The 22306-nt window shown below is 61.0% G+C and carries 17 protein-coding genes and 1 pseudogene; 5 read left to right on the forward strand and 13 right to left on the reverse strand.

Features of this window, described 5'->3' with window-relative positions; genetic code table 11:
• The first annotated feature begins 134 nt into the window (after nt 1-134).
• The 3 genes from F7R06_RS07075 to F7R06_RS07085 are packed head-to-tail and all read left to right on the forward strand — an operon-like array spanning nt 135 to nt 5610.
• The gene (locus tag F7R06_RS07075; RefSeq protein WP_090320920.1) at nt 135-1379 is read left to right on the forward strand and encodes an exonuclease SbcCD subunit D C-terminal domain-containing protein; all 1245 of its coding nucleotides are present in this window, start codon (nt 135-137) and stop codon (nt 1377-1379) included.
• Nucleotides 1376-5017, forward strand: coding sequence for an AAA family ATPase (locus F7R06_RS07080; protein WP_090320917.1), 3642 nt, complete (start codon nt 1376-1378; stop codon nt 5015-5017). The genes F7R06_RS07075 and F7R06_RS07080 overlap by 4 nt, the downstream gene beginning before the upstream one ends.
• Nucleotides 5014-5610, forward strand: coding sequence for a glutathione S-transferase (locus tag F7R06_RS07085; RefSeq protein ID WP_090320914.1), 597 nt, complete (start codon nt 5014-5016; stop codon nt 5608-5610). Before F7R06_RS07080 ends, F7R06_RS07085 begins: the two co-directional genes overlap by 4 nt.
• A gap of 11 nt (nt 5611-5621) precedes the next feature.
• On the opposite strand, the pseudogene F7R06_RS31045 reads toward F7R06_RS07085, so the two are convergent.
• The 10 genes and pseudogenes from F7R06_RS31045 to F7R06_RS07130 form a co-directional block, all read right to left on the reverse strand.
• Nucleotides 5622-5729: pseudogene (locus F7R06_RS31045) on the reverse strand (outer membrane lipoprotein carrier protein LolA); the annotation flags it as partial.
• Between the two features lie 38 nt (nt 5730-5767).
• Nucleotides 5768-6025 (reverse strand): hypothetical protein, encoded by a 258-nt coding sequence (locus F7R06_RS07095; protein ID WP_090320908.1) that lies wholly within the window; start codon nt 6023-6025, stop codon nt 5768-5770.
• Nucleotides 6022-6234, reverse strand: a complete 213-nt coding sequence (locus F7R06_RS07100) for a hypothetical protein (RefSeq protein WP_090320904.1) — start codon at nt 6232-6234, stop codon at nt 6022-6024. Before F7R06_RS07100 ends, F7R06_RS07095 begins: the two co-directional genes overlap by 4 nt.
• Before the next feature lie 115 nt (nt 6235-6349).
• Nucleotides 6350-6475: a hypothetical protein gene (locus F7R06_RS31220; protein ID WP_281198154.1), complete on the reverse strand. Its 126-nt coding sequence runs from the start codon at nt 6473-6475 to the stop codon at nt 6350-6352.
• A 209-nt stretch (nt 6476-6684) separates the two neighbouring features.
• On the reverse strand, nt 6685-6864 hold the full coding sequence (locus F7R06_RS07105; protein ID WP_090320901.1) for a hypothetical protein: 180 nt from the start codon (nt 6862-6864) through the stop codon (nt 6685-6687).
• A 156-nt stretch (nt 6865-7020) separates the two neighbouring features.
• Nucleotides 7021-8190, reverse strand: coding sequence for a lactonase family protein (locus F7R06_RS07110; RefSeq protein WP_090320897.1), 1170 nt, complete (start codon nt 8188-8190; stop codon nt 7021-7023).
• Nucleotides 8183-8533 (reverse strand): DUF5629 family protein, encoded by a 351-nt coding sequence (locus F7R06_RS07115; RefSeq protein ID WP_090320894.1) that lies wholly within the window; start codon nt 8531-8533, stop codon nt 8183-8185. Before F7R06_RS07115 ends, F7R06_RS07110 begins: the two co-directional genes overlap by 8 nt.
• Before the next feature lie 71 nt (nt 8534-8604).
• On the reverse strand, nt 8605-10185 hold the full coding sequence (locus F7R06_RS07120; protein ID WP_090320892.1) for an aldehyde dehydrogenase (NADP(+)): 1581 nt from the start codon (nt 10183-10185) through the stop codon (nt 8605-8607).
• A 10-nt stretch (nt 10186-10195) separates the two neighbouring features.
• On the reverse strand, nt 10196-11188 hold the full coding sequence (araD1, locus tag F7R06_RS07125) for an AraD1 family protein (protein ID WP_090320889.1): 993 nt from the start codon (nt 11186-11188) through the stop codon (nt 10196-10198).
• A gap of 159 nt (nt 11189-11347) precedes the next feature.
• Nucleotides 11348-12670, reverse strand: a complete 1323-nt coding sequence (locus tag F7R06_RS07130; RefSeq protein WP_090320887.1) for an MFS transporter — start codon at nt 12668-12670, stop codon at nt 11348-11350.
• A gap of 193 nt (nt 12671-12863) precedes the next feature.
• On the opposite strand from F7R06_RS07130, the gene F7R06_RS07135 reads away from it, so the two are divergent.
• On the forward strand, nt 12864-14600 hold the full coding sequence (locus F7R06_RS07135; protein ID WP_090320885.1) for an IlvD/Edd family dehydratase: 1737 nt from the start codon (nt 12864-12866) through the stop codon (nt 14598-14600).
• A 210-nt stretch (nt 14601-14810) separates the two neighbouring features.
• Nucleotides 14811-15539, forward strand: coding sequence for a FadR/GntR family transcriptional regulator (locus F7R06_RS07140; RefSeq protein WP_090320883.1), 729 nt, complete (start codon nt 14811-14813; stop codon nt 15537-15539).
• A 165-nt stretch (nt 15540-15704) separates the two neighbouring features.
• Here F7R06_RS07140 and F7R06_RS07145 read toward each other — a convergent pair whose 3' ends face one another.
• From F7R06_RS07145 to pepN, 3 genes are all read right to left on the reverse strand, one after another.
• Nucleotides 15705-18089 (reverse strand): efflux RND transporter permease subunit, encoded by a 2385-nt coding sequence (locus F7R06_RS07145; RefSeq protein ID WP_090320880.1) that lies wholly within the window; start codon nt 18087-18089, stop codon nt 15705-15707.
• Between the two features lie 28 nt (nt 18090-18117).
• Nucleotides 18118-19170 (reverse strand): WD40/YVTN/BNR-like repeat-containing protein, encoded by a 1053-nt coding sequence (locus F7R06_RS07150; protein ID WP_090320877.1) that lies wholly within the window; start codon nt 19168-19170, stop codon nt 18118-18120.
• Nucleotides 19171-19639: 469 nt separating this feature from the next.
• A complete protein-coding gene (gene pepN / locus F7R06_RS07160) occupies nt 19640-22297 on the reverse strand; it encodes an aminopeptidase N (RefSeq protein ID WP_090320870.1) in 2658 nt (885 codons plus the stop codon).
• Nucleotides 22298-22306: the final 9 nt, after the last annotated feature.

The following is a 22306-nucleotide window of genomic DNA, read 5'->3' on the forward strand; positions in this document are numbered from 1 at the left end:
TCTCAGCCCGGCGGGCGCAAGCTCCCTCGCCACAGGTTCGCGGTGCGATCGTGTTTTTTTGCCAGTAAACTCTCTCCCCTTTCGCCGCGTCATGTGTCCCCGCGGCCATCACCTTTTATCTAGCGGAGTTGCCCTTGCGTCTGTTCCACACCTCCGACTGGCACCTCGGGCAGAACCTGCACGGCCAGGATCGCGATTTCGAGCACGGTTGTTTTCTCGACTGGCTGTTGCGTCAGCTCAAGCTGGATCAGCCCGATGTGCTGCTGATCGCCGGCGATATCTTCGACACGGTCAACCCGCCGGTCAAAGCCCAGGAACGCCTCTACGACTTCATCGTCAGCGCCCACGAGCAGCAGCCGTCGCTGACCATCGTGATGATTGCCGGCAACCATGATTCCGGATCGCGGATCGAACTGCCCGCGCCTTTGATGCGCCGCTTGCGCACCCATGCCCTGGGTCGCGTGTTGTGGCTCGATGACGGGCAACTGGACGCCGAACGCCTGTTGCTGCCTCTGCCGGACGCTAGCGGTGAAATCGCCGGCTGGTGCCTGGCGCTGCCGTTCCTGCGCCCGGCGGAAGTGACCGGCGCGCATCTGGGCGACAACTACCTGCGCGGCATTGGCCAGGTTCATGAATGGCTGATCGAAGCGGCCAACGCCAAACGTCAGCCGGGCCAGGCACTGATCGCCATCAGCCATGCGCACATGGCCGGTGGTTCGGTGTCGGAAGACTCCGAGCGCAGCCTGATCATCGGCAACGCCGAAGCCCTGCCCGCCAGCCTGTTCGGGCCAAGCATCAGCTACGTGGCCCTCGGACATTTGCACAAGCCGCAAAAGGTCAACGGCGAGAAGCGCATTCGCTACAGCGGCTCGCCGATTCCGTTGTCGTTCTCGGAGATCGGCTACCAGCACCAGATTCTCGACATCACCCTCGACGGCGAAACCCTGGTCAGCGTCGAACCCAGACTCATTCCCCGTGCGGTGAACCTGCAGCGTCTCGGCCCGGCGCCGCTGGCGGAGATCCTGTTGCAATTGGCGGACTTGCCGAACATCGACCTGCTCGCCGACTTGCAGCGCCAACCCTGGCTTGAAGTCCGGGTGCGCCTCGACGAACCGCAACCCGACTTGCGCCATCAAGTGGAAAGCGCCCTGCTAGGCAAGGCTGTGCGACTGGTGCGCATCGCCGCCGAATACGCCGGCAATGGCAGTCGTGACGGCACCGAGGACGGTGCGGCGCTGATCGAACTGGACCAGCTCACCCCGCAGGAACTGTTCAGCCGGGCCTGGCAGGACAATTACGGCAGCGAAGTCGACGAGCAAACCCTCAAGGACTTTGCCGAGCTGCTGCAAGACGTGCAGATGGAGGGCGAACAGCCATGAAGATCCTCGCGATCCGCCTGAAAAACCTCGCCTCCCTGGCCGGGCCCTTTGAAATCGACTTCACCGCCGAACCCCTGGCCAGTGCCGGCCTGTTCGCCATCACCGGACCGACCGGCGCCGGCAAAAGCACCTTGCTCGATGCCCTGTGCCTGGCCTTGTTCGGTGCCGTGCCGCGGCTGAACAACACCGGCCGCGACGCCAAGGTGCCGGACGCCGATGGCGAAATCGGCACCGGTGACCCGCGTACCCTGCTGCGTCGCGGCACCGGTGAGGGCTATGCCGAAGTGGATTTCGTCGGTGTCGACGGCCGCCGCTATCGCGCACGCTGGGAAGCCAACCGCGCCCGGGAAAAGGCCGGTGGCAAGCTGCAGGCCAGTCGCCAGAGCCTGCGTGACATCGATCAGGATCAACTGCTGGCCAGCCAGAAAGGCGAATACAAGACGCAACTCGAAGCCGCCCTGGGCCTGAATTTCGAACAGTTCACCCGTGCCGTGCTGCTGGCCCAAAGCGAGTTCAGCGCCTTTCTCAAGGCCGATGACAACGACCGCAGCGAACTGCTGGAAAAACTCACCGACACGGCGCTCTACACCCGTCTCGGCCGTCGGGCCTTCGACAAGACCAAAGAGGCCCGCGAGGCGCACAAGCTGCTGCAGGACCAGGCCAGCGGTGTCACCCCGCTGTCGCCCGAAGCCCGTGCAGAGCTGGATGAACGCTTCAACGAAGCGCAGCAACAGCTGAAGTTGCAGCAGGCGCAAATCAAGCAGCTGGAGCAGCAACACACCTGGCTCAAGGATTTGCGTCAGTTGCAGGACGCGCAACAAGCGGCCGCCGAGCAACTGCACAGTTCGCAACAACAGTGGGAAGGTCTGGCCGGCGAACGCCTCAAGCTCACGCGCCTTGAACAACTCGCCCCGCAACGTCACCAGTTCGCGCGCAAGACGGAACTCGATGCGCAACTGACGCCACTGGCTGCACAGATTGCTACACATACCCGCCAACACGGCGAACTCAGCGAACGCCAGACGCAACTGGAGCAAACCCTCGATTCGGCGAAAAACGCCCTGAGCGAAGCGCAGCAGCGGCACAGCGAAAGCGCCCCGCTGCTGCGTCAGGCGTTCGAGGAGCAAAGCACCCTCGCCCGCCTCGCCAAGGACACCGCCCTCAGCGCCGACGCCCGACAGTCCGCCGAGCAGGCCTGCACGCAAGGCCAGAGCGGCATTGAAACCTTGCAGGTCAAACAGGCCCAGGTCGCTGAACGCCTGCAAAAAATGGCCACCGAGCTGGAACAGAGCACCCATCTGGCGCCGTTGAGCGATGCGTGGAATGCCTACCGCGATCGCCTGCAACAGCTGATGCTGATTGGCAATCGACTGAACAAGGGCCAGGCCGAACTGGCCACCCTCGAACAGAAGGCGGCGCAAAGCGCCGAAGCACTGAACACGCAAAAACAGCAACTGGAAGTGCTGTTCAAAGAGGCCGGCGCCGAGCCGGATGCGGTTGCCGAGCAGATCGGTATCCTTGGCAACCTGTTGCAGGACAATCGTAAACAACTGCGCGCCATTGAAGACATGACGCGGCTCTGGGCCAGTCAGCAGGAGCTGGAAAAACGCGGCGCCGAGCGGCACCAGCGACTGCTCGATGCGCAACAGGAGCGCGAGCGCCTGACCCAGGACGGGGTCAAAACCAAAGCCGAACTCAGCGTCGCCGAACAAACCCTCAACGTCACCCGTGAACTGCTCGAACGCCAGCGTCTGGCCCGCAGCGCCAGTGTCGAAGAGTTGCGCGCGCAGTTGCAAGACGACCAGCCCTGCCCGGTCTGCGGCAGCAACGAGCACCCGTATCATCAGCCTGAAGCACTGCTGCAAAGCCTGGGTCGCCACGACGAAAATGAGCAGGCCTCGGCCCAGCAGGCGGTGGATCAGCTCAAGGAAAAGCTCACCGAGCTGCGCGCCGAAGTCGGTGGTGTGATCGCCCGGCAGAAAGAGCTGCTGCAACAGCAAGAACAATTGACCGCCCAACTCCAGGCACTGGCGCCGAGCCTGGAGGCGCACCCGCTGGGCACTTCGTTGTTCAATCAGGACGCCGACAAGCGCGACGCCTGGCTGACCCGGCAAAACGATCAGTTGAACCAGAGCATCACCCAGGACGAACAACGCCAAAGCGCCCTGCTCACCCTGCAGCAGGATGCCGCGCGCCTGACCCAGCAACTGCGCAATACCGAGACCGCGCATCAGCAAGCAGCGCAGCACCTGAGCAATCAACAACGCGAACTGAGCAGCGACCGTCAGCGCCTCGACGAGGAACTCACCACGTTCGCCAGCCTGCTGCCGGCCGAAACCCTCGAGGCCTTGCGCGTCGAGCCGGCGGCAACCTTCATGCAGCTGGATCGGCAGATCGCCGAGCGCCTGGCGCAAGTCGATCAGCAAAAGGAAGAACTGGCCGAACAGCAGCAATGTCAGCAGACGCTGGAGAAGGAACAGGATCGCCAGCTCAGCCGCATACAGCAGCTGCAAAGCGCCGAGCAGCAGTTCAGTGCTCTGGCCGAACAGCAACAGGCCTGTCAAGCGAAACTCGCGCAACTGCTGGGCGAACACAGCAGCGCCGAGCACTGGCAACAGCAACTGGAACAGGCCGTGGAGCAGGCGCGCAACGCCGAAACCGCCACGGCTTCGGAACTGCAGAACGTGCGCACGCAATACGTGCGGATTGGCGCGGAACTCAAGGCACAACAGGAGCGTTTGCAAGCGCTGCAGAGCGAAGACAACGAGCTGACGCAGAAGATTGCTGACTGGCGCGCGCGTCATCCCGAGCTGGATGACGGCGGTCTCGAAGACCTGCTGCGGGTCGATGACACGTACGTCAGCGAGCTACGCCAGCGCTTGCAGAACAGCGAAAAAGCCATCGAACAGGCCAAGGTGCTGCTGCAGGAACGTGACCAGCGCCTGGCCGATCATCAGGCCCAGCACAATGGCAACCTCGACGCCGAGCAACTCGCCAGCGCCCTCACCGACCTGCAAAACCAGTTCGGCCTCAGCGAACAGCGCTGTGCCGAGTTACGTGCCGAACAGGCAGAGGACCAGCGCCGGCAAAACGCCAATCAGGCCCTGGCGCAACAGATTGCCGACGCCTACGCCGAATTCCAGCGCTGGGCGCGTTTGAATGCGTTGATCGGTTCGGCCACCGGCGACACCTTCCGCAAGATCGCCCAGGCCTACAACCTCGACTTGCTGGTCCATCACGCCAACGTGCAACTGCGCCAACTGGTGCGCCGCTATCGCCTCAAGCGCGGCGGCAGCATGCTGGGGTTGCTGGTGATGGACACCGAGATGGGCGACGAACTGCGTTCGGTGCATTCGTTGTCCGGTGGCGAGACCTTCCTGGTGTCGCTGGCGCTGGCGCTGGGCCTGGCATCGATGGCGTCAAGCACGCTGAAAATCGAATCGCTGTTCATCGACGAAGGCTTCGGCAGCCTCGACCCGGAATCCCTGCAACTGGCCATGGACGCCCTCGACGGCCTGCAGGCCCAGGGCCGCAAGGTCGCGGTCATTTCCCACGTGCAGGAAATGCATGAACGGATTCCGGTACAGATTCAGGTCCGTCGGCAAGGCAACGGCCTCAGCACCCTGGAGGTGAAATGACCACGCTCTATTCCTTCCGCCGCTGCCCGTACGCCATGCGGGCGCGCATGGCCCTGCGCTACTCCGGGGTTGAGGTCAGCATTGTCGAAGTCAGTCTGAAGGCCAAACCCGCCGAAATGCTCGCGCTGTCGAGCAAAGGCACGGTGCCGGTGCTGGACGTGGACGGCCAGGTCATCGATGAAAGCCTGGAAATCATGCGCTGGGCGTTGGCGCAGAATGACCCGCAGGACTGGTTGCTCAAGGATGATCCCCAAGGACAGCTGACCATTGCCGCACTGATCGAGGAAAACGACCAGGCGTTCAAGGTGCAGCTCAATCGCTACAAATACGCCGAACGCTACCCCGAGCATGCAATGGAGTTTTACCGCGCCGAGGGCGAGGTGTTCTTGCGCAAGCTCGACCAGATGCTCGAGGGTCACGCCTGCTTGCTGGCCGATCATCCCAGCCTCGCCGACGTGGCGTTGATGCCGTTCGTTCGGCAATTCGCCCATGTCGATCGCGAGTGGTTCGCGCAGACGCCTTATCGGCGATTGCAGGCCTGGTTGCAGCGGTTTATCGAGTCGACATTGTTTACGTCGATCATGGCGAAATAAACGCGCCCCTCTGTAGGAGCGAGCCTGCTCGCGAAAAACCTGAGAGCGCCGCGCGGTGACAGGTGCTCAGCGTCATCGTTAACGACCATCGCGAGCAGGCTCGCTCCCACAGGGATCATGGTGATTCAGTGATTCAGTGATTCAGTGATTCAGTGATTCAGGCCAGCACTTCACACATTCCGATCATCGAGCAGTCCACTTCGAACGGCCCGAAAAAGCCGCTTTCAGGTTCGACCGGCGGATTACCGGCCAGCATCCCCATGGCCTTGGCGGTCTCGATGTTACGCGCGATGCTGTGGTTGGCCTCGATGGCTCGTGCCACCCCGCCTATCGAACCTTGCCCGATCCCCAGCAAGGAAAATCCATTGGTGATGAATGCCAGAAAGGCAACGACCAAAAGCTTGCATCTGTTCATGCTCCGCCGACTCCCGCGAGATCAGCCTGATCGACCATCGCCTGTTGGGCGCGGTGTTCAAACTGGATGCCGGGATGCGCGACTTGAATCGGCGCTTCGAAGGATTGTTGCGACTGCGGCGAAAGACTGACCGCCAGCACCATGACCAGGTAAAGACCGATAGCCATGTAGGCGCCATGTTTGGCAGAAGTGATGATTGCGCGGGCCATGATGTTCTCCGTGGGCATGTTTCAATGTCCACAGGATCGATCAAAAAAGCGCGGATAACCAACGAGTCCGATCTATAGCAACTATCAGCTTCGTTGATCATTGAAGCAGACTATTTCAGTCTTCAATAAAACTCATCAGGCGTTCACGGGCAGCGTCAGGCTCGCCGGGAATGGGCTGTGCAGCCGATAAAATAGGGGTGGAATAGAGAAACAGCAGCACCACAGCCAGACGCATCGCCATCTTGTCGATCCTTTTTCTTGAGAAGGAGTCAAAAAATCAGCGTCAAATTTAAACGTGCAGTGGAGTGATATCAAGCAGAAGATTGATGGCTATTTGATGCTGTCGTAAATGCGTTATGCAGGAGCGACATCACTTCTACGCCTTTCGGTCCGCGGACGATCGATTGGCAAGTGACTTGGCTCCTGCATAAAGGGGGCAGGAAGTAGCTTTCAGTGTTGGGCTTTGTGATCCAGCGCGGCGTAGAAGTTGGCGCTCTGCTGCAGGTATTTCTGGGTGTAGCTCTGGGTGTGGGATTTTTTCTCGCTGATTTCAACGTTGGCACTGGCTGGCAGGGCAACGGAAGCAGAGATGGCGGAAGCGGCGATTACGGAGAAGAGATTGAAGTTCATGGCGGTATTCCTCGAAGTCAGTTGGCTTGCTTGCCCGGTGGGGCCGTGAAGCAAACTTAACCTTCGAGGGGCGCCGTCTTGAAATGCTTTGCAGCATTACCAGATATCAGCCTCATTGATAGAACAGCGCAGGCCCCTTGGACCGGGGCCTGCGGCCTATTGTCGCAGCAAAAACTTGAGATCGCTCGGGGCGTCCATCGGCAACTTTTGCACGGTTTTACCCAGCAAACCGGTCTTGGCATCGCGCTCGACGACGACAATCTGGTTGCTCTTCTGATTGGCGATCAGCACAAATTTGCCACTGGGATCGAGGCTGAACTCACGCGGGTGGTCGCCTTCCACCGAACGACGTTGCAGCTCCTTGAGGTGGCCGGTTGCAGGGTCGATGGCGAACACCAGCAACTGATTGGCGGTGCCACGGTTGCTGACGTAAAGGAATTTGCCGTCTGCCGAGGCATGTAACGCGGCGGCAGCCTTGTCCGAGACCGGCTGGCCGGCCGCCAGGTCGACCATCTGCGTCTGCACCAGCGAGCCGTCCCGGTAATCGAACACCGCCACCTGTGCACTCATCTCCATGGTCAGCCAGGCGCGTTTGCCATCGGCGCTGAACAGCAAATGCCGTGGCCCGCTGCCGGCAGGCAACTGGACGAACGCCGGCTTGGCCGGGGTCAATGGCAGGTCCGGGTTGGCCTTGGGATCGAAACGGTAGGCAAAAACCCTGTCCGCGCCCAGGTCATTGGAGAACACGTATCGGCCATCCGGCGCCGAGACCGTCGAATGCACGTGCGCCGACATCTGCCGCTCGGGATTGACCCGACTGGCCGGATGGCTGCTCATCTGCACCACCGGCTTGAGCGCACCGTCGGCACTCACCGGTAACACCGCCAGGGTGCCACCGGGATCTTCGGCCACCGAGTAGTTGCTGACAAACAGATGGCTGGCGTCAGCGCTGAGGCTCGAATGCGTCGGTTCATTGCCCAGGCTCTGCACCTGATTGATCAGGCTCAGCTCATGGGTCTTGGGGTCGATTGCGTAGCTGCTCACTCGCCCTACCGGATCGGTCTGGCCGGGGCCGTTTTCATTGACCACGAACAGACGACGCTGATCCTTTGACAGGGTCAGCCAGGAGGGATTTTCGCTTTTGACCACTTGCAGGGGTTTGGCGTCGATCTGCCCGGTCGCGCTGTCGAAATGCAGCCGATAGAGGCCCTGGCTTTGTCCGGCGGTGTACGAACCCACCAGCAGTTGATAGTCCTCGGCAGAAGCGACTTGAACGCCCATCGCACCGATGCTGCCGGCCATGAACAATGGCCAGAAGTTACGCATCCTCATTTTCATCGTCTTCATCATCGTCATCGTTGTCACCGCCAATGACGTCACCGAGGCAAACCAGGCGATGTTCACCAGAATCACCCGTGATCAACCAGCTTTGCAAAGTGCTGTCGAAGCTAGCGGCCTGGATTTGCGCCGGCGTGAACTCCCAATGCTTGGCCGCTCGACCGTCCATGCATTCGATGTGCAGGTTGTCGTCCTCGTCGAGGGAAAATTCGAAGGCGTGCAGCCCGTCGATTTCCACCATACCGCAGTGTTCGAGGACGTTGAGTAAGGTGTCAGTGGCAGCAGTCATGGCATTCAATCTTTGGAAGGGAAAGACGCAATGATAGCTCATGGGTTTGCGGACTGTTCCACACAATCCGTGGATGCGGGCTTGCCCGCTCCCACGGGGACTGTCACCCGCGATCAGATCGCGTCGCGGGAGGGCTTGCCATCCACCAGGCGCTGAATGCCCAGCGGATTAGCATTCTGCAACGCCTCCGGCAGCAGGTTGTCCGGGTAATTCTGGAAGCACACCGGGCGCAGGAAACGGTCGATGGCCAGGGTGCCCACCGACGTGCCGCGAGCGTCCGACGTCGCCGGATACGGCCCGCCATGCACCATCGAATCGCACACCTCGACACCGGTGGGATAGCCGTTGATCAGGATTCGCCCGACCTTCTGCTCCAGCAAGGCCGTGAGCTCACCGAACTGTTCAAAGTCAGCCTGTTCACCCAAGATCGTCGCGGTCAACTGACCGTGCAGCCCATTCAATGCAGCGTGCAGTTGTGCCTGATCGGCCACTTCCACCACTACGGTGGTCGGGCCAAACACTTCCTCTTGCAGTACCTTGTCGCCGTTGATCAGCAAGCTGACATCTGCCTTGAACAGTTGCGGCTGCGCTTGATGACCTTGTTGCGGTTTGCCCGCCAGGTGCTCGATGCCCGGATGACCGGAAAGCTTTTGCAGGCCCTTGCCATAGCTGCCCAGGGTTCCGGCGTTGAGCATGGTTTGCGCCGGTTGATCGGCCATCATGTCGGCGAGCAATTTGAGGAACGCGCTGAACTGCGGCGAACGGATACCGATAACAAGGCCGGGGTTAGTGCAGAACTGACCACAGCCCTGAACCACGGAAGCCGACAGGCCACGGGCAATGGTTTCCGTGCGCTCTTGCAGTGCCTGGGGCAGCACGATCACCGGGTTGATGCTCGACATCTCGGCGAACACCGGTATCGGTTGTGCACGCGCCGCCGCCATGTCGCACAGCGCCCTGCCGCCCTTGAGCGAACCGGTGAAGCCCACCGCCTGAATGGCCGGATGCTTGACCAGTGCTTCGCCGACGCCAGCGCCGTAGATCATGTTGAAAACGCCGGTCGGCATCCCGGTCTTTTGCGCCGCGCGGACGATGGCATCGGCCACCTGCTCCGCCGTGGCCATGTGTCCACTGTGGGCCTTGAACACCACCGGGCAACCGGCGGCCAGTGCCGCAGCGGTATCGCCACCCGCGGTGGAAAAGGCCAGGGGAAAATTGCTCGCTCCAAACACTGCCACCGGCCCGAGGCCGATGCGGTACTGGCGCAGATCGGGTCGCGGCAGCGGTTGGCGCTCAGGCAGCGCCTGGTCGATGCGCGCCCCGTAGAAGTCGCCGCGCCGCAGCACCTTGGCGAACAAACGCATCTGCCCGCTGGTGCGGCCGCGCTCGCCGATGATCCGTGCCGCTGGCAGCGCGGTTTCACGGCAAACCAGCGTCACGAACGCGTCACCCAGGGCATCGAGTTCATCGGCGATGGCTTCGAGAAACTGCGCGCGACGCTCGGCGCTCAAGTGGCGATAAGCAGGGTACGCCAGGGCCGCAGCCTTGGCGGCGGCATCGACCTCCTCCGGTGTCGCCTGGTAGAAATCATGGGGCAGCGCTTCGCCCGTTTCGGCGTCGACACTCTGCAGTTTGACGGTGCCCAGCGCGCTGCGCTGGCCGCCGATGTAGTTGTGGCCAAGAATCCGGGTCATGGGTAACGCCTCACAAGGTGCCGACGGAGCCGGGTTCGAATACCGCTTCGACCGGCGAAATGCCATTGATCAATGGCGCGCCGAACTCGGCCTGACTGATTTCGAACACGTCACCAGGACGGGTGCGCACACCCTCGGCGAACGACAGGGTCGCGGTGCCGAAGAAATGAATGTGCACGTCCCCCGGGCGCAGGAACTGGCTGTACTTGAAATGGTGATATTCCAGGTTGGCCAGGCTGTGGCACATGTTCGCTTCGCCGCTGAGGAACTCGTTCTGCCACAGCACTTCACCGTCCCGCAGGATGCGGCTGGTACCGGCCAGGTGCTGCGGCAGATCGCCGACTCGCAGTTCCGGCCCGTAGCTGCAACTGCGCAATTTTGAATGGGCCAGATACAGGTAGTTCTTGCGTTCCATCACGTGATCGGAGAACTCGTTGCCCACGGCAAAACCTAGGCGATAGGGTTTGCCATTGTGGCCGATGACATACAGGCCGCTGATTTCAGGCTCTTCACCAGCATCTTCGGCAAACAGCGGCAACGGGAACGGCTCGCCTGGACGCACGACAATGCTGCCGTCGCCCTTGTAAAACCATTCAGGCTGCACGCCGGCCTCACCCGCTTCGGGCTTACCGCCCTCCACGCCCCACTTGAAGATGCGCATGGTGTCGGTCATCGCCGTTTCGTCACCAGCCTGCTGATGCATTTTGTCCCGGGCCGAAGCGCTGCCCAGGTGCGTCAGTCCGGTGCCGCTGATCAGCATGTGCGCCGGGTCGGGATGATCCAGTGGCGGCAGGATGCGCAGTTGCGCCAGCAGTTCGGCGTAGTCATGGCTGATCCCCAGCCCCAGTTTTTTCACTTGCTGCTCGAGGTTGACCCCGGCCTCGATCGCCGCCAGTGCCAGGTCACGAACCGTGCGCGCGTCCTGCACCTCACGCACCATTCCTTGCTCGACGACGCCAACCCGACGCTCGCCGTTACTCAATTCGAACTGAACCAGACGCATGAATCTCTCCTGTAAACACAGAACTCGGGCGCACCTGACTCCCTGTGGGAGCGGGCTTGCCCGCGATGACGGCAGCACATTCAACATTCATGTGCCAGATAGATTGCTATCGCGGGCAAGCCCGCTCCCACAGGGATAGTGGTGATTTCCAGTTATGGGTCAGGTGCGGGTTGCGCCGCGGGCACTGGCGGCAAACTCATCGGCCGGCAGCACGTGCTTGCGTTCCAGCAGGCGATAGACCACGCCGGTCAGCACCAGGCCGAACAGCATGACGCCGGACAGAAAGTACAAACCCGAGGCCAGGTTGCCGGTGTATTCCTTGAGCGCACCGATCACAAACGGGCCGATGTAGCCGCCGAGGTTGCCCACCGAGTTGATCAAGGCAATCCCCGCCGCTGCGCTGGCGCCGGCAAAGAAGCGGCCGGGCAAGGTCCAGAAGATCGCCGTGCAGGAAAACAGCGCGAATGCCACCAGGCAAAGCGCTGCCAGCTGCAGCACCGGCACCGACAGCCAGGCGCTGAAGAACAAGCCGATGGCACCCAATACATAAAGCACCGCGAGGTGGCCGTAGCGATCGTTCAGACGGTCGGAACTGCGCGGAATGATCAGCAAGCCGATGATTCCGAAAATGTACGGCACCGATGAAACGAACCCGGTCACCAGATCGCTGCCGCCAAATTGCTTGATCAGCGTCGGCAGCCACAGGCCCAGGCCATAGATGCTCAGCGTCACCGGCAGGTAGAACAGCGCCAACAACAACACACGCTTGTCCTTGAGGGCATGCAAGGGGTTGCCGTGGCGGGTCTGGCCGTACTGTTCCAGGTCTTTTTTCAGCTCGCCGGTCAGCCAGTCTTTCTCGGACTGGTCCATCCATTTCACCTGTTGCGGGCCGTCCGGCAGGTAACGCAGCACCGGCCAGGTCAGCAGGATCGCCGGGGTGCCAATGACGATGAACAACCATTGCCAGCCATGCAGTCCGAGCACGCCGTCCATGCCCAGCAATCCGCCGGACACCGGCCCGGTGATCATCATCGCGATGGGTTGGGACAGGATGAACAGCCCGAGGATCTTGCCGCGATGGCGCACCGGGAACCACTGGGTGATGTAGTAGAGAACGCCCGGGAAGAACCCGGCTTCGGCTGCACCGAGCAGGAAACGCATTACATAGAAGCTGTTCGGCCCCTGGACGAAGGCCATGCCGATGGTGATGGCGCCCCAGGTGATCATGATCCGCGCGAACCAGCGCCGCGCACCGAAGCGGTCGAGCATCAGGTTGCTGGGGATTTCCAGCAGGAAGTAACCAATGAAGAACAGCCCTGCGCCTAGACCGTAAGCCGCATCGCCCAGGCCGATGTCGGCGCCCATGTGCAATTTGGCGAAGCCCACGGCGGAGCGATCCACATAGGCGATCAGGTACAGCAGGATCAGGAAGGGAATCAGTTTCAGCGTGATGCGGCGAACAAGCCGCAGTTCCTGGCTCATGAGATCGGTCTCCGATTGTTGTTTTTATAGAACCTCGGGAGACGCCTCTCACGGAAAACCGTCAGGGCCATCCCTCCGTTGAAAGCAACTATATAGTAATACTAATTACCCAACAACACTTCCAAACAGGTCAATTTACGCTTATGTTAGGCGCAAGCTTGAACCATATAGTCATACAATAAGAGAATCGATCATGTCTGATAAGAAACCCACCCTGCGCTCCGCCCAATGGTTTGGCACGGCCGACAAGAACGGCTTCATGTACCGCAGCTGGATGAAGAATCAGGGCATCGCCGACCACCAGTTCCACGGCAAGCCGATCATCGGCATCTGCAACACCTGGTCGGAACTGACGCCGTGCAACGCGCATTTCCGCCAGATTGCCGAGCACGTCAAACGCGGCGTGATCGAGGCCGGTGGTTTCCCCGTGGAATTCCCGGTGTTCTCCAATGGCGAATCGAACCTGCGCCCCACCGCCATGCTCACCCGCAACCTGGCCAGCATGGACGTGGAAGAAGCCATTCGCGGCAACCCGATTGACGGCGTGGTGCTGCTGACCGGCTGCGATAAAACCACCCCGGCGCTGTTGATGGGCGCGGCCAGTTGCGACGTGCCGGCCATCGTCGTCACCGGCGGACCGATGCTCAACGGCAAACACAAGGGCAAGGACATTGGCTCGGGCACGGTAGTCTGGCAGCTCAGCGAACAGGTCAAGGCCGGCACCATCACGATCGATGATTTCCTTGCAGCCGAGGGCGGCATGTCGCGCTCCGCCGGCACCTGCAACACCATGGGCACCGCCTCGACCATGGCTTGCATGGCTGAAGCGCTGGGCACTTCCCTGCCCCACAACGCGGCGATTCCAGCCGTCGATGCGCGGCGTTATGTGCTGGCACACATGTCCGGCATGCGCGCCGTGGAAATGGTCCGCGAAGACCTGAAACTGTCGAAGATCCTGACCCGGGAAGCCTTCGAAAACGCTATTCGCGTCAATGCCGCCATTGGCGGATCGACCAACGCCGTGATCCACCTCAAAGCCATTGCCGGCCGCATCGGCGTGGAACTGGATCTCGACGATTGGACCCGCATCGGGCGCGGCATGCCGACCATCGTCGACCTACAGCCCTCCGGGCGTTTCCTGATGGAAGAGTTCTACTACGCCGGTGGTTTGCCGGCGGTGTTGCGCCGTCTCGGCGAGGCCAATCTGATCCCGAACCCGAACGCCTTGACCGTCAACGGCAAGTCCATCGGCGAGAACACCAGGGACGCACCGATCTACGGCGAAGATGAAGTGATCCGCACCCTCGACAACCCGATTCGCGCCGACGGTGGCATCTGCGTATTGCGCGGCAACCTGGCGCCCCTCGGTGCCGTACTCAAGCCTTCTGCTGCCACACCGGAATTGATGCAACATCGCGGGCGTGCGGTGGTGTTCGAGAACTTCGATATGTACAAGGCGCGGATCAACGACCCGGAGCTGGACGTCGACGCCAACTCGATACTGGTCATGAAAAACTGCGGACCCAAGGGTTATCCGGGCATGGCCGAGGTCGGCAACATGGGCCTGCCAGCCAAACTGTTGGCCCAGGGCGTGACCGATATGGTGCGCATATCCGACGCACGCATGAGCGGCACGGCGTATGGCACCGTTGTCCTGCACGTAGCGCCGGAAGCGGCGGCGGGCGGCCCCTTGGCGGCGGTGAAGGAAGGTGACTGGATCGAACTCGATTGCACCAGTGGCCGCCTGCACCTGGACATCCCGGACGCCGAACTGGCCGCACGCATGGCGGACCTGCAACCGCCTCAGCCATTGTTGGTGGGCGGTTATCGCCAGTTGTACATCGACCATGTCTTGCAGGCGGATCAGGGTTGCGACTTCGATTTCCTGGTCGGCTGCCGAGGGGCTGAAGTGCCACGTCACTCCCACTAACCCCACCCCCCTGTAGGAGCGAGCCTGCTCGCGATGGACGTAAACGATGACGCGCCCTGACTGAAAGCACGCGTCGCCTTCAAGTCCATCGCGAGCAGGCTCGCTCCTACGGTCGTTCTGCGCCAGTCAAAAACCGGCGCTAGCGACCGTCACCCGCCGCGCCTGTTATCATGCCCGGCATCTCCATCGCACAGGACCGCGCCATTCCCCATGGACTACCGCAAACCTTCCGACCGCAAAAGCATGCATTCGCGCATCGTCCAGGAACTGGGCATGCAGATCGTCTCCGGACGCTTCAAGCCCGATGACAAACTGCCCGCCGAAGCCCTGTTGTGCGAGGAATATGCCGTCAGCCGGCCGGTGTTGCGCGAAGCCACTCGGGTGTTGGTCGCCAAAGGCCTGGTGTATTCCCGTCCACGGGTCGGCACGGTGGTCAAACCGCGCAAAGACTGGCACATGCTTGATCCGGACGTGCTGCATTGGCTGATGCAAAGCAGTCCGCAGAACCAGTTCTTCGATCTGCTGACCAGCGTGCGCAGCATCATCGAACCGGCCGCCGCCGCACTGGCCGCGCAATTCGCCACGGAGGCCGACATCGCATCCATCGCTGAGGCCTATCAACGCATGGAAGCCGCGCCAACGCCGGAAGCGCTGTTGCAACCGGACCTGGACTTCCACAGTCGCATCGCCGATGCGACCCACAACGACTTGCTGGCCAACCTGTGCAACATGCTCTCGGTGGCCATTGCCGAAGCGTTGAAGCACTCGAACCAGCGGCCCAACCTGCATGAACTGGCGCTGCCACGACACAAGGCGATTTTGACCGCCATCGAGAATCGCGATGCGTTGGGTGCGCGACATGCGACCCTGGTGCAACTTGACGATGCGCGTAACGCATTGAATGTGGTGCTGGGCACTGACGACCACAGCCTTCTGTAGACGCTGACGTCGGGTCGCCGCATCGCAGCGATGGCGGTGGATCAGCGGCATCCATGCCGACGGTTGAACCGCTTCGCCGGTAGCCGGCTCCCACAGGATTTGAGGTGGAATTTGAGAAACAAAAAAGCCGCAACCAGGGTTGCGGCTTTTTCATTTCTTCGTGGATCAGTGAGCAAACAGCGAATTGCCCTTCTGCCCCGCCAGTTTCTCCGGCTTGATCAGGAAGCGTGCCAGTGCTGGCAGCAGCCACAGTGCACCGAACATGTTCCAGAGCAGCATGAAGGTCAGCATCAGGCCCATGTCGGCCTGGAACTTGATGGCCGAGAAGATCCAGGTGCACACGCCGATGGCCAGGCACAGGCCGGTGAACAGTACGGCCTTACCGGTGGACTTCAGCGTCTGGTAGTAAGCCTCTTGCAGCGGCAGACCGGCACGCAGGAAGCTTTCCAGGCGGCTGTAGATGTAGATCCCGTAGTCCACGCCAATCCCCACCCCGAGCGCCACGACCGGCAGCGTCGCGACTTTTACGCCGATGCCCATGAAGGCCATCAGGGCGTTGCCCAGTACCGACGTCAGCACCAGCGGCAGCACGATGCACAAGGTCGCCGCCCAGGAGCGGAAGGTGATCATGCACATGGTCGCCACGCAGATGTAGACCAGGATCAGGATGGTCAGCTCGGATTCCTTGATCACCTCGTTGGTGGCCGCCTCGATACCGGCGTTACCGGCGGCGAGGAGGAATTCCAGGCCATCCTTGTTGTTGGCCTTGGCGAATTCCTGCACCGCATGCACGGCGCGATTCAGGGTCTCGGCCTTGTGATCGTTGAGGAACACCAGCACCGGCGCCAACGAGCAGCTGTTGTTGTACAAACCGTCAGCCCGGGCAATGGAGTTGTTCAGCACGTCAGGGTTGCGCGACAGGGTTTCCCACTTCAGGTTGCCCTCGTTCATGCCCTTGATCATTTGCTTGGACACCGTCACCAGGGAGATCGCCGATTGCACGCCCTCGGTGTTCTGCATCTTCCACATCAGTTCGTCGATCGGCGCCATGGCTTCGTAGCGCGAGCAACCTTCAGCCTTGGTCTTGACCATCACCACCAATACATCGGAGCTGGTCGAGTAATTGTTGATGATGAAGTTGTTGTCCTTGTTGTAACGCGAGTCCGGACGCAGCTCCGGCGCGCCCTGGTCAAGGTCACCGATCTTGAGGTTCTGGCTGTACCAGAGGCCGCCACCGAAGGCGATCAGCGCCAGCAGAATGGAGACCGGTGCGACTTTGGCGCTGGCAAAATTGGCCAACAGACGCCAGAACGGATGTTCGCGGTGAGCATCCTTCTTGCTGCGCTCGACGGCGCGCTTGCTGATGCCGACGTAGGAAATTGCCACCGGCAAGAGGATCAGGTTGGTGAACACGATCACCGCTACGCCGATGGACGCGCCGATGGCCAGCTCGCGGATCACGCCGATGTCGATGATCAGCAACGTGATGAAGCCAACCGCATCCGCGAGAATCGCGATCATCCCCGGCAGGAACAGTTGGCGGAAGGTGCGGCGCGCAGCGGTCAGGGCGTTGTCCGCATCACTGGATTGCAGGGCAATGCCGTTGATCTTCTGTACGCCATGGGAAATACCGATGGCGAAGATCAGGAACGGTACCAGCATCGAGTAGGGATCAAGCCCGAAGCCGAAGAAGTGCATCAACCCGAGCTGCCAGACCACCGCCACCAGCGTCGTACTCAACACGGCCACCGTACTGCGCATGCAGTTGGTGAACCAGTACAACAGGATCAGGGTAATGACGAAGGCGATGCCGAAGAACATCACCACCATCACCAGGCCATCGATCAGGTCGCCCACTTTCTTGGCGAAGCCGACGATGTGAATCTTGATGTGGGGGTTCTGCGCTTCGAACTTGTTACGGATCTTGTCTTCGAGTTCGTGGGAAAACTTGCGGTAGTCCAGCGCCAGCAACTTGCCCTGGTCCTGTGGGTCCGGGTAGGCCTCCAGCAGCGGGATGTCGACGATGCTCGACTTGAAGTCGTTGGATACCAGGCGCCCGACCTGTCCGGACTTGAGCACGTTGTTGCGCAGCAGGTCGAGGCTGGCTTGCGAACCGTTGTAACTCTGCGGGATCACCTCACCACCGGCGAAGCCCTCCTCGGTCACTTCGGTCCAGCGTACGCTCGGGCTCCACAGCGACTTGAGGCCGGAACGGTCGACGCCGGAAATGTAGAACACCTCGTCGTTGATCTGACGCAGGGTCTCCATGTATTCCTTGGAGAAGATGTCGCCGTCTGTGGCTTCCACGGAAATCCGCACGGTGTTGCCCAGGTTCGCCAGATCGTTGCGGTGCTCCATCATCTTTTGAATGAACGGATGCTCGAGCGGGATCATTTTCTCGAAGCTGGTCGATGGCCTGATCAGCGTCGCCTGCCAGAACAGGAAGATGCTGACCAGCAGGCAGATCGTGATCACTGCCGGGCGGTTGTTGAAAATCAGGCGCTCAAGAAACGTCGCCTTGTCTTGATGATGAGTGCTCAAGGAAGTCATAGCCCCGCCTTCTTATTATTAACCCGGCTCATTTGCCCAGCTCGGCGCCGTTTGGCGAAGTGGCGTGAACGCCGCCCTGTCCGGTCAGAATCAGATTGCCATTCCCGGCGGCAGTGACCGACGAGAGGGAAATGCGATCCCGACGATTGAATACGCTGAAAGTCTCGCCGTTGTCGCTGCTGCTGATCACCGAACCGCCGTTGCCGACGATCACGATCGAACCGTCTTCCAGCAGCGTGCCACCGGACAGACCGAATTCCAGGTCACCGCGTTCGGCCTTGAGTTCGATTTGCTGCCAGGTGCTGCCGAAATCGGTGGAGCGATAGAGATTGCCGCGCAGCCCGTAAGCCAGCAGCGTATTGGCCTGTGCGGTGCCGATCACACCGAACAGCGACCCCTGGTAAGGACCTTGGAGTTTTTCCCAGGTCTGGCCCCAATCGGCGGAGCGGAACATGCTGCCCTGCTCGCCAACGATGAACAGCCCGGCATCCTTGACCGCCGCGATGGCGTTGAGGTGGTACTGGTCTTCGTTGTCCAGGCGATCGCTGGCATCTTCCCAGTGCTTGCCGCCGTCGGTGGTTTCCATCAACGACCCGTAGGCGCCCACGGCAAAGCCGCTGTTGACGTCCTTGAACCAGACATCGAGCAGCGGCGATTCGCGTTTCAGATCTTCGAATTGCTTGGTCCAGGTGACGCCACCGTCCTCGCTGGCGAGGATCTGCGCGTCATGACCGACGGCCCAGCCATGCTTGTTATCGACAAAGAACACCGACGTCAGCAGTTGCCGGGTGGGCACCTTGGCCTGAACCCAGGTCGCGCCTTTGTCGTCGGAATAGAGAATGTGACCGCGATCCCCGACCGCCACCAGGCGCGAGCCTGCGTGCACGACATCGAGTATCAGGCTTTTGCTGGCCTTGGCCGATTCAACGGAATAAACAACGTCGGATGCCGGCGCGTCAGCGGCCAGCACTGGCGCCGACACCATGGCACAGCCGAACAGCGAGAGCGCTGTGGCCAGCAACGCGAATTTGCGTATTGCCGGCGGGCGGCAGATACCCACACCCATGACAGGCTCACTCATAGACCTTCCCCCATTATTATTGTTAGGTCGTTCAACCTTTCAGGGCGCCGACAGGGTGCTCGCCGTGATTGACTGTTTCGGAGCATAGTCCTGAAACCCGCAATCCAGAGCCCCTTCGGAAGCTGGCTTATCCTATCGGTGTTTTTGAAGGGCTGACAATCGACGGCACGTTATGTTTTGTTAACTGAAGGGATAACGGGCGCGGGTGAATGAGGGGGTATCAGGAAGGATGATGGTGTCTGGGTCGAGATCATCGCGAGCTGGCTCAGGAGGATGTAACGCCATACCTGTAGGAGCGAGCCGGCTCACGATGGACTCAAGTGCGCCGCGTTTATCCAGATCACACGCGTTATCGTTGACGACCATCGCCAGCAGGCTGGCTCCTGCCAGGATCAGACAGAACCCTGTAGAAGCGAGCTTGCTCGAGGTTTAGGCACCGCGCAGTGACTGGCACTGCGCGCAAAAGGCATCAAGCCAGGCTTTTGCTGACCACTTCAAACACATCGCTGGACAGCTGGCCGGAAGCACGAATGCGCTCCAGCTCGCCTTTCATCAAGGCCTGGCGGGCGCTGTCGTACTTGCGCCAGCGGGTCAGCGGTGCCAGTTGGCGGGAAGCGATCTGCGGGTTGAAGCTGTTCAACTCGATCACCAGGTCTGCCAGGAAGCGATACCCGGAACCGTCGGCCGCATGGAAGTTGATCAGGTTCTGCCCGGCGAATGCGCCTACCAGTGCCCGCACCTTGTTCGGGTTCTTGATGTTGAACGCCGGATGCTGCATCAACGCCTTGACCCGCTCCAGGCCACCTGGCAACACGCTGCCCGCCTGGACACTGAACCACTGGTCCATGACCAGCGGGTTGTCCTTGAAGTGCTCGGCGAAACTGCTCAACGCCTTGGCCTTCTGCTCTTCGAACGGCGAATTGACCAGCACCGCGAGTGCGGTCAAGCGCTCGGTCATGTTGTCGCAGGTGTCGAACTGCTCCAGTGTCGCCGCCAGGACTTCAGGCTTGCCGCTGAGCATCAGGTACGACAGCGCAATGTTCTGCAGCGCTCGGCGGGCAAAATGCTCGGCCTCGGCCACGTACGGGGTCTGCTTCGACAGATCGCGGTTGGCCTGATAGCGCGTCCACAGGCCGTCGAACAACGCTTCGGCCAGTTGCTTGCGGGCAAACTCGCGGGCGATGTGAATGGCCTCGACGTCGGCCACTTCGCTGATTTCGGTCAGATAGGCTTCGCTTGGCAGCGAGAGCATTTCCGCGACCATCGCTTGATCCAGCGAATCGTCGGACAGCACGGTGCGCAAGGCCGAAACCAGACGCTGATCGAGCACCAGCGCTTCACCCTTTTGCTGCTGGGCAATCAGTTCCTGCAGCACTTGCACCGACAATTGCTGGCCAGCATCCCAACGATTGAACCCGTCGCTGTCGTGCTGCATCAGGAACATCAGTTGGTCGCGGTTGTACGGGAAGCTCAGTTTTACCGGCGCCGAGAAGCCTCGCAGCAGCGACGGCAGCGGTTGTTCGGCGATGTCGACGAAGGTGAAGGTCTGCTCGGCTTCGGTCACGGAAAGCACCCGGGTAGTGCCCTGGGCGCTGGCTTCGCCGTGAAGGCGCAAGGCGATTTCGTTGCCCTGGCTGTCCAGCAGGCCCAGCTCGACCGGGATCACGAACGGCAGTTTCTGAACCTTGTCCGGCGTTTCCGGGCAGCTCTGGCGGAAGGTCAGGCTGTAGGTCCTGGCCGCCGCGTCGTAGGACTCGCTCACCGCCAGGCGTGGCGTGCCTGCCTGGCTGTACCAGCGCTTGAACTGGGTCAGGTCAACGCCATTGGCGTCTTCCATGGCCTTGATGAAGTCGTCGCAGGTCACGGCCTGGCCGTCGTGGCGCTCGAAGTACAGGTCGCTGCCTTTACGGAACCCTTCGGCGCCGAGCAAGGTGTGGATCATGCCGACCACTTCCGAACCCTTTTCGTACACGGTCAGGGTGTAGAAGTTGGAAATTTCGATGAAGCTGTCCGGACGCACCGCGTGGGCCATGGGGCCGGCGTCTTCGGCGAATTGGTGAGTGCGCAGGTACGCCACGTCCTGGATGCGCTTGACCGTGGCCGAGTTCATGTCGGCAGAGAAATGCGAATCGCGGAAAACCGTGAAGCCTTCCTTGAGCGACAACTGGAACCAGTCGCGGCAGGTCACGCGGTTGCCCGACCAGTTGTGGAAGTACTCGTGGGCAACGATCGCCTCGACCCGCTGGTGCGCGGCATCGGTGGCGGTTTCGGCCCGGGCCAGCACGGCGCTGGAGTTGAAGATGTTGAGGCCCTTGTTCTCCATCGCGCCCATGTTGAAGTCGTTCACGGCAACGATCATGAAGATGTCCAGGTCGTATTCGCGACCGTAGACCTCTTCGTCCCAGCGCATGGACTTTTTCAGGCTGTTCATGGCGTGCTGGCACTTGTCGATGTTTTCCGGCTCGACATAGATGCGCAGCGCCACGGAGCGCCCGGTCATGGTGGTGAAGCTGTCCTCGACACACCACAGATCACCGGCCACCAGCGCGAACAGGTACGCCGGCTTCTTGAACGGGTCCTCCCAGGTCGCCCAGTGCCGGCCATCTTCGCCAGGCCCCGAGGCAATCGGGTTGCCGTTGGACAGCAGCACCGGATAGCTGTGCTGCTCGGCGACCACGGTGGTGGTGAACGTGCTCATCACGTCCGGACGGTCGAGGTAATAGGTGATCTTGCGGAAGCCTTCGGCCTCGCACTGGGTGCAGAACATCGTGCCGGATTTGTACAGGCCTTCCAGCGCGGTGTTGGTTTCCGGGTGGATCCTGACGCTGGTGTCGACCGTGAAGGTGGTGCTGGTCGGGTGCAGGGTCAGGTGATTCTCGGTCAACTGGTAATCCGCGATGCCCAGTTCGCGATCAGCCAGCGTCACCGACAGCAGTTCCAGTTGCTGGCCGTCCAGCACCAGCGGCGGCAGGCCCGGACCGCGCTCGGGATTGCGGCGCATCACCAGTTGCGCATGGACCAGGCTGTGGTCCTCGAACAACTCGAAGGTCAGGTGCGTTTCGTCGATCAGGTACTCGGGTGCCTGATAGTCCTTGAGGTAGATCATCTTCGGTTGTTCGGTGCGCATGCTGGAGTC

This window comes from Pseudomonas moorei (assembly GCF_008801475.1).
GTDB lineage: Bacteria > Pseudomonadota > Gammaproteobacteria > Pseudomonadales > Pseudomonadaceae > Aquipseudomonas > Aquipseudomonas moorei.